The organism is Nocardiopsis chromatogenes YIM 90109 (assembly GCF_000341185.1).
GTDB lineage: Bacteria > Actinomycetota > Actinomycetes > Streptosporangiales > Streptosporangiaceae > Nocardiopsis_A > Nocardiopsis_A chromatogenes.
In genome coordinates this window covers 1-6,521 of sequence record NZ_ANBH01000362.1, presented here as the reverse complement: position 1 = coordinate 6,521, position 6,521 = coordinate 1, and the positions used below count along the sequence as shown (strand labels likewise).

Annotated in this window: 4 protein-coding genes and 1 riboswitch; of the genes, 2 read left to right on the top strand and 2 right to left on the bottom strand. The window is 74.7% G+C overall.

From position 1 onward, the window contains the following. Window positions 1-106 precede the first annotated feature (106 nt). Window positions 107-2,098 (bottom strand): heavy metal translocating P-type ATPase, encoded by a 1,992-nt coding sequence (locus D476_RS0130630; protein WP_017627688.1) that lies wholly within the window; start codon window positions 2,096-2,098, stop codon window positions 107-109. 123 nt (window positions 2,099-2,221) lie between these two features. On the opposite strand from D476_RS0130630, the gene D476_RS0130625 reads away from it, so the two are divergent. Then, window positions 2,222-2,587 (top strand): ArsR/SmtB family transcription factor, encoded by a 366-nt coding sequence (locus D476_RS0130625; protein WP_017627687.1) that lies wholly within the window; start codon window positions 2,222-2,224, stop codon window positions 2,585-2,587. A 317-nt stretch (window positions 2,588-2,904) separates the two neighbouring features. On the opposite strand, the gene D476_RS0130620 is transcribed toward D476_RS0130625, so the two are convergent. Then, window positions 2,905-4,779, bottom strand: a complete 1,875-nt coding sequence (locus D476_RS0130620; RefSeq protein ID WP_017627686.1) for a carbohydrate-binding module family 20 domain-containing protein — start codon at window positions 4,777-4,779, stop codon at window positions 2,905-2,907. Window positions 4,780-5,071: 292 nt separating this feature from the next. Continuing rightward, window positions 5,072-5,229: riboswitch (cobalamin riboswitch) on the top strand. 81 nt (window positions 5,230-5,310) lie between these two features. On the opposite strand from D476_RS0130620, the gene D476_RS0130615 reads away from it, so the two are divergent. Beyond that, complete coding sequence (locus D476_RS0130615; protein ID WP_394296950.1) at window positions 5,311-6,414, top strand: ABC transporter substrate-binding protein; 1,104 nt, start codon at window positions 5,311-5,313, stop codon at window positions 6,412-6,414. The last annotated feature ends 107 nt before the right edge of the window (window positions 6,415-6,521 follow it).

Sequence of the window (6,521 nt, the reverse complement as noted above, 5' to 3'; positions counted from 1 at the left end):
GGCCGCAGTCGGCAAGAGTTCCACCACTCCAGCCGACGTGACCGGAAGGCAAGCAGGATCAGGGAACCGCCCCCGCTCACGCCGCCCCCGCTCACGCCGCCCCCGCTCACTCCGTCGCCGCCCTCCGCCATGCTCCTTCGCCGAGCAGGCGCAGGCCGTTCAGCGCCACGATGACGGTCGACCCCTCATGGCCCGCCACGGCCAGGGGCATCGGCAGGTGGCCGAACAGGTCCCATGCCACCAGGGCGGTGATGAACACCCCCGCGATCACGAGGTTCTGCAGCACCAGGCGCCGCGCCCGTCGCGCCAGTGACGCCGCCGCGGCGACCGCCTCCAGCTCGTCGCGGACCACAACGGCGTCGGCCGTGCGGCGGGACAGGTCCGAGCCCGACCGGCCCATGGCCACGGCCGTGTGGGCCGCCGCCAGTGCGGGCGCGTCGTTCACCCCGTCGCCGATCATCATGACGCGGGCGCCGCCGTCCTCCATGGCCCGCACCCGGGCCACCTTGTCCTCGGGCAGCAGCCCGGCCTCGACCTCGGTGATCCCGGCCTCCTCGGCCGTGCGCCGCGCCGCCGCCGGGGCGTCCCCGGTGAGCAGCACCGGCGGGCGCCCGGTGCGGGCGGCCAGGGCCGCCACGGCCGCGGCGGCGCCGTCCCGCATCCGGTCGGCCAGGCCCAGCACCCCGGCGGGGCGGTCGCCGCGAAGCACGACCACAGCGGTCCGGCCCTGCTCCTCCAGGGTGTGGGCCTCTTCGCGCGCCCGCCGGAAGGCGGTGGAGGCGGCGCCGGTGCCCTCGTCCGGACCGCCCAGCAGCCGGGCGGGGCTCCCCACGGCCACCCGGTCGCCGCCGACGACGGCCCGCACCCCCTCCCCCGGGACGGAGGAGAAGTCGCGCGCCTCGGCGGGTTCCAGTCCCTCCTCCCTGGACGCCGCCACCACGGCGCGGGCGATCGGGTGCTCGCTGGGGCGTTCGGCCGCCGCGGCGAGCGCGAGCAGCGACGCCCGGTCCTCGCCGCCGAGCGGGCGCACGTCCGCCACACGCGGGGCCCCTTCGGTGAGCGTGCCGGTCTTGTCGAGGGCGACCGCGTCGGCGGCGGCCAGGCGCTCCAGGGCCTCGGCCGACTTGACGAGCACGCCGTGGCGCCCGGCGTTGGCGATCGACGCCAGCAGGGGCGGCATGGTCGACAGCACCACCGCGCAGGGCGAGGCGACGATCATGAAGGTCATCGCGCGCAGGAGCGCGGTGTCCAGGTCGGAGCCGAAGGCCAGCGGAACCGCGAAGACGGCGATGGTGGCGGCGACCATGCCGATGCTGTAGCGCTGTTCGATGCGCTCGATGAAGCGGTGGGTGGGCGAGGTGGTCCGGGACGCCTCCTCGACCATGGCGGCGATGCGGGCGACGACGGCGTCACCGGCCTCGCGCTCCACGCGCACGGTCAGCGCGCCGGACCCGTTGAGGGTCCCGGCGTAGACCTCGTCGCCGGGCGCCTTGTCGGCGGGGAGCGGCTCGCCCGTGATGGTGGCCTGGTCGACCTCGCTGCGGCCGTCGACGACGCGCCCGTCCGCGCCGACCGCCTCGCCGGGGCGCACCAGCACGGTGTCGCCCACGGCCAGGTCCTCGGCGGCGACGGTCTCCTCCCGGCCGTCGTCCTCCACGCGGGTGGCGGTGGCGGGGGCGAGGTCGAGCAGCCCGCGCACCGAGTCCTCGGTGCGGGCGGTGGCCACCGCCTCCAGGGCGCCGGAGACGGCGAAGATGACGATGAGCAGGGCGCCGTCCCCGGCCTCGCCCACGGCGGCGGCGCCGAGCGCGGCGACCACCATCAGCAGGTCGACGTCGAGGGTGCGCTCCTTGAGGGCCTTGAGGCCGGACAGGGCGGGGTCCCAGCCGCCCAGGGCGTAGACGGCGGCGTAGAGCAGGCCGGTGAGCAGGGGCGGGCCGCCGAGCAGGTCGAGCGGCAGGGCGGTGAGGAACACCGCGAGCGCGGCCGCGGCCCAGCGCACCTCGGACAGTTCCAGCAGGCGGGTGCGGTGGCGGCGCGGTGCGGCGGCGAGCTGGGCCGCCGGTGCGGGCGGGGCGGGGGCGGATGTCGAAGGCATCGTCGGGCCTCGTGCGGTCGGGTCGTGGCGGGCCCCGGGCAGGGCTCCCGCGGTCGGTCGGGGCGCCACTATACAGGAACACATGAACAAGTCTTCATTAGTTCATAGAAGTAGGATGGCTGCATGGGCCACGAACTCGCATCCCCGGCACCCGCGGCCAAGCCCGCGCTCGACGCGGCCGCCGCCGAGAAGGTGGCCGCCACTCTGCAGGCCCTGGGCACCCCGTCCCGCCTGCTGATCCTGTCCCGGCTGCGGGAGGGCCCACTGCCCGCGACCGAGCTGGCCGACGCGGTGGGCATGACGCAGTCGGCCTGCTCGCACCAGCTCCGCCTGCTGCGCAACCTGGGCCTGGTGACCGGCGAGCGCAAGGGGCGGTCGGTGGTGTACTCCCTCTACGACCACCACGTGGCCCAGCTCATCGACCAGGCCCTGAACCACGTCGAACACCTGCGCCTCGGCCTGCCCGACCGCCCCGCCGAGGAGGCGTAGACGGCCTCGGCGCCGCGGCACCGGCGAACCACCTGGCGGCGGCACGGCGGGCACCCCGCTCGCGGCCCCCGGCCGGGCGAAAGGCCGACGGAACGCAGGGCGGCGGGCGCCGACCAGGGCAGGTCGACAGCCCCCACCGCAGCGCTGGCGGCGGCACGGAATGTGCGTGGTCACGGGAGAGGCGACGACGGCAGGACCGGCACCCCGGCCACCGGCCCCGGCCGAGCGGCGGGCCGGGCTGGGCCATNCGCCCCCGCAGGGGACGGGCCGCCTCGCCGGTTCACGGCGCCCGCTCGGTCGCGCCGGTGTCCTCCGGCTCAGTCGCGCCAGTCGCCGGAGAACTCCGTCGCGCACCCCTCACCCGAGGCCGTGCCCGTGCGGTTCTCTCCGGACTCCCAGGTCACCGTGCCGTCCGGGTCCTTCTTGATGTACTTGTACTCGAACTCCGTACCGGGCGGCAGGTCGACCGCCCCCCGCCACACCGGGTACGACGACTCTCCGGTCGACAGTTCCAGCGCCTTGTCCGGGTCCCATCCGCCCAGCTCGTCGACGGACCCGGCGACGTACACACCCTGGCCGTAGAACGTCTCGACCGTCGGGGCGAAGGCGGCCTCCACCGTCGAGCACTCCCCCGAGCCGTCGTCGCCGTCCGAGCCGTCGCCCTCCACCATCGCGCCGACGTGAAGGGCGACCGCGCCCTCGGGCGGGACCGACACCTCCGCCTCGCCGCCCTCGACCTGCACGGTCGCACCGTCGCAGGTGCCGTCGGCGAACGTCCCCGAGGCCACGTCGCAGTAGGTCCCCTCGGGCAGGGAGGTGGTGAACCCGGCGGTCCACTCCTGAGCGGTCGCGTTGAACGCCGCGAAGCCCGCGGCTCCGCGCTCCAGCGCCGCCCGGCCCCGCTGGGAGCCGTCGTCGAGCCAGGTGACCCCCTCGCCCGCCGTCGCGCTCGCGAACGTGGGCATGGCGTTGAGCGCCCGGTGCTCGCACACCCAGGCGTCCTGCGAGCAGTCGGTGGCCGCGGTCGTTCCGTCGCCCGACATGGGCGGGCCCTGGTCGTTCCCGGTGTAGTCGAAGCTCGACATCACCTTGGGCGTGCCGTAGCCGTGCGCCAACAGGAATGCCTGGGCCAGGTCGTAGCGGTCGCGGTCGGTCCGGTGCGTGAGGACGGGCTCGCTGCGCTGGGTGTCGTGGTTGACGACGAAGGCCACCGCGCTGTCGGACTCCAGCGCGCCGTCCCCCACGCCCTTGGCGGCCTGCAGGTCGCCGTCGGCGAAGGCGTGGCCGATCCCGCGCTGGTAGTCGAACTCGGTCACGTCCCCGATGCCGGTGTACTCGTCCTCGCCGATGGCGGAGTCGGCGATCACCTCCTGGAAGACGTAGGGCGGCTCTCCCCAGCCGGGCACCGTTCCGGGCAGCGCGCCGACCACGGCCTGCAGGTCCTCGGGCGGCATGTGCTTGGCGGCGTCGATCCGGAACCCGGCCACGCCCATCTCGACGAGCGAGGAGAGGTAGGCGCTCAGGGTGTCGCGCACGTAGGCGTCGCCGGTCGCAAGGTCGCTCAGCCCGAGGAGTTCGCAGTTGCGCACCTCCCAGGGGTCGTTCCAGTCCTCGATGTCGCGGCCGCATTCGGCGGTGTTGAAGTCCTGCTCGGAGTAGCCGGAGGCGCCGTCGCCGAACAGGTCGGGGTAGGCGTACTTCTCGTACTCGGTTCCGGCGCTGCCCGGGCCGGAGCCGACCGAGCCGGTGCCGGTCATGTGGTTGACGACCGCGTCGACGTAGATCCGCACTCCGGCGCCGCGGCAGCGGTCGACCATGTCCTGGAAGTCGGCGGCGGTGCCGCGCCGGGTCTCGTCGAGGCGGTAGCTGACCGGCTGGTAGTCCTGCCACCAGGGGTAGTCCTCGTCCTCCAGGACGACGTGCTCCTGCGGCGGGGAGACCTGGACGGCGGCGTAGCCGTTGGGGCCGAGGACGTCCTCGCACTCCTGTGCGACCGACTCCCAGCGCCATTGGAAGAGGTGGACGATGGGGCCGCCGTCGTCGGGGGCGGCGGTGGCCGCGGCGGTGGCCGCCGCGGGCGTCGCGGACCGCGCGCCGCCGGAATCGGAGCGCAGCACGAACGCGGCCACCAGGGCGCCGCCGATCAGCAGCGCCGCGGCCGCGGCCAGAGTTCTTCGGAGGGTGAGGGGCATGGAGCTCTCCTCGTGTGCGGGGGTGCGGGGGAGCGTGGATGGCCGCGCCCCACCGGAGAGGCGAGACCTCCACGTAAGGTTCTTGCTAGATATGCAAGAAATTTCAGTGTGCGCTGCAACATAGCAGCAATCCGCCGCGATGTGAACGGCTTCACACGTCCACTCTGCCCTCGGACGTCACCCCCTCCCCGCACCCTGCAACTTCTTGCGCCCTTTTCCTGCGCAGTCTCCAATGGCGCATGGGCCCCTCGCCGCTGACCGGCCGGTGCCCGGCTGCTAGCGTGTCGAGCCGTCGGCCGCCCCTGCGGGGGTGTCACAGGGAACCCGGTGCGAATCCGGGACTGACGCGCAGCGGTGAGGGGGACGGACGGGGCACGAGGCCACTGGGACGCGCACGCGTACCGGGAAGGCGCCCCGTCCGGACGAACCCGAGTCCGAAGACCTGGCCGACCCCGACGGCCGCCGCCCCGGCGGCCCGGGAGCACGTGTCCGCAGGCCCCGCGAATGGGCCCCACGTACGGAAAGGCCTCCGTGGCGACTGCACGCCCGGCGGGACGCCCCCGCCCGCACATCCGCCCGTCCTCCCGCCCGCGCCGCCGCCCCCCGGCGCCCGCATCGGCCGCCCTTGCGGCGGCGGCCCTCGTCCTCTCCGGGTGCGGCCCCGGCTCGGAGGGGGCGGCGCCCGACACCGCGGCACCCGAGGCCGTCGAGAACTGCGGCAGGCAGGTCGAGGTGTCCGCCCCGCCGCAGCGGGCCGTCTCCCTCGACCAGGGCACCACCGAGATCCTGCTCTCCCTCGGCCTGGCCGACCGCCTGGCCGGCACCGCGAAGTGGACCGACCCTGTCATGGAGGGGCTGGAGGACGAAGAGGCGAAGGTACCCCGCCTGGCCGAGAACCTGCCCTCCTTCGAGCGCGTCCTCGACGCCGAACCCGACTTCGTCGCCGCGTCCTTCGCCTCGACCCTGGGCACCGGCGGCGTGGCCGAGCGGGAGGACTTCGAGGAGCTGGGCGTGCCCACCTACCTCTCCCCCTCCGACTGCGAGGGCAAGGACAACTCCACGGGCGGCGACGGGTCCCGGGACGAGCCCCTGGAGATGGACACGGTCTACCGGGAGATCCGCGAACTGGCCGCCCTGTTCGGCGTCGAAGAGCGCGGCGAGGAGCTGGTCGGCGAGCTCCAGGGGCGGGTGCGGGACGCGGCCGCCGAGGCCGACGCCGACGGCGTGACGCTCATGCACTGGTTCTCCGACTCGCGGTCGCCCTACATGGCCGGGTGCTGCGGCGCCCCGGGCATCATCACCGAGGCCGTCGGCGCGGAGAACGCCCTTGACGACACCGCCGACGAGTGGCCCCAGGTCTCCTGGGAGGCGGTCGCCGACCGCGACCCCGACCACCTGGTGATCGGCGACCTGACCCGGGAGGCGCAGACCGCGGAGAGCGCCGAAGACAAGATCGCCTTCCTGGAGGACGACCCGGTCACCAAGGAGATGGAGGCGGTTCGGGAGGAGCGCTACATCGTCGTGAGCGGGGCGGCGATGAATCCGTCGATCCGGACGGTCGAGGGCATCGAGCAGGTCGCCCGAGCGCTGTCCTCCGACGCCGGGCCGTCCGCGTCGGCCTCCCCCTCCTCATGACCGCCGCCAGAGGCGCCGCCGCGGCGGCCGTCGGCCTCGCCCTCCTGGCGGTGTCGGTCGCCGTGGCGGTGACCGTCGGCCCGGCGGGGATCACCGTGCCCGAGGCG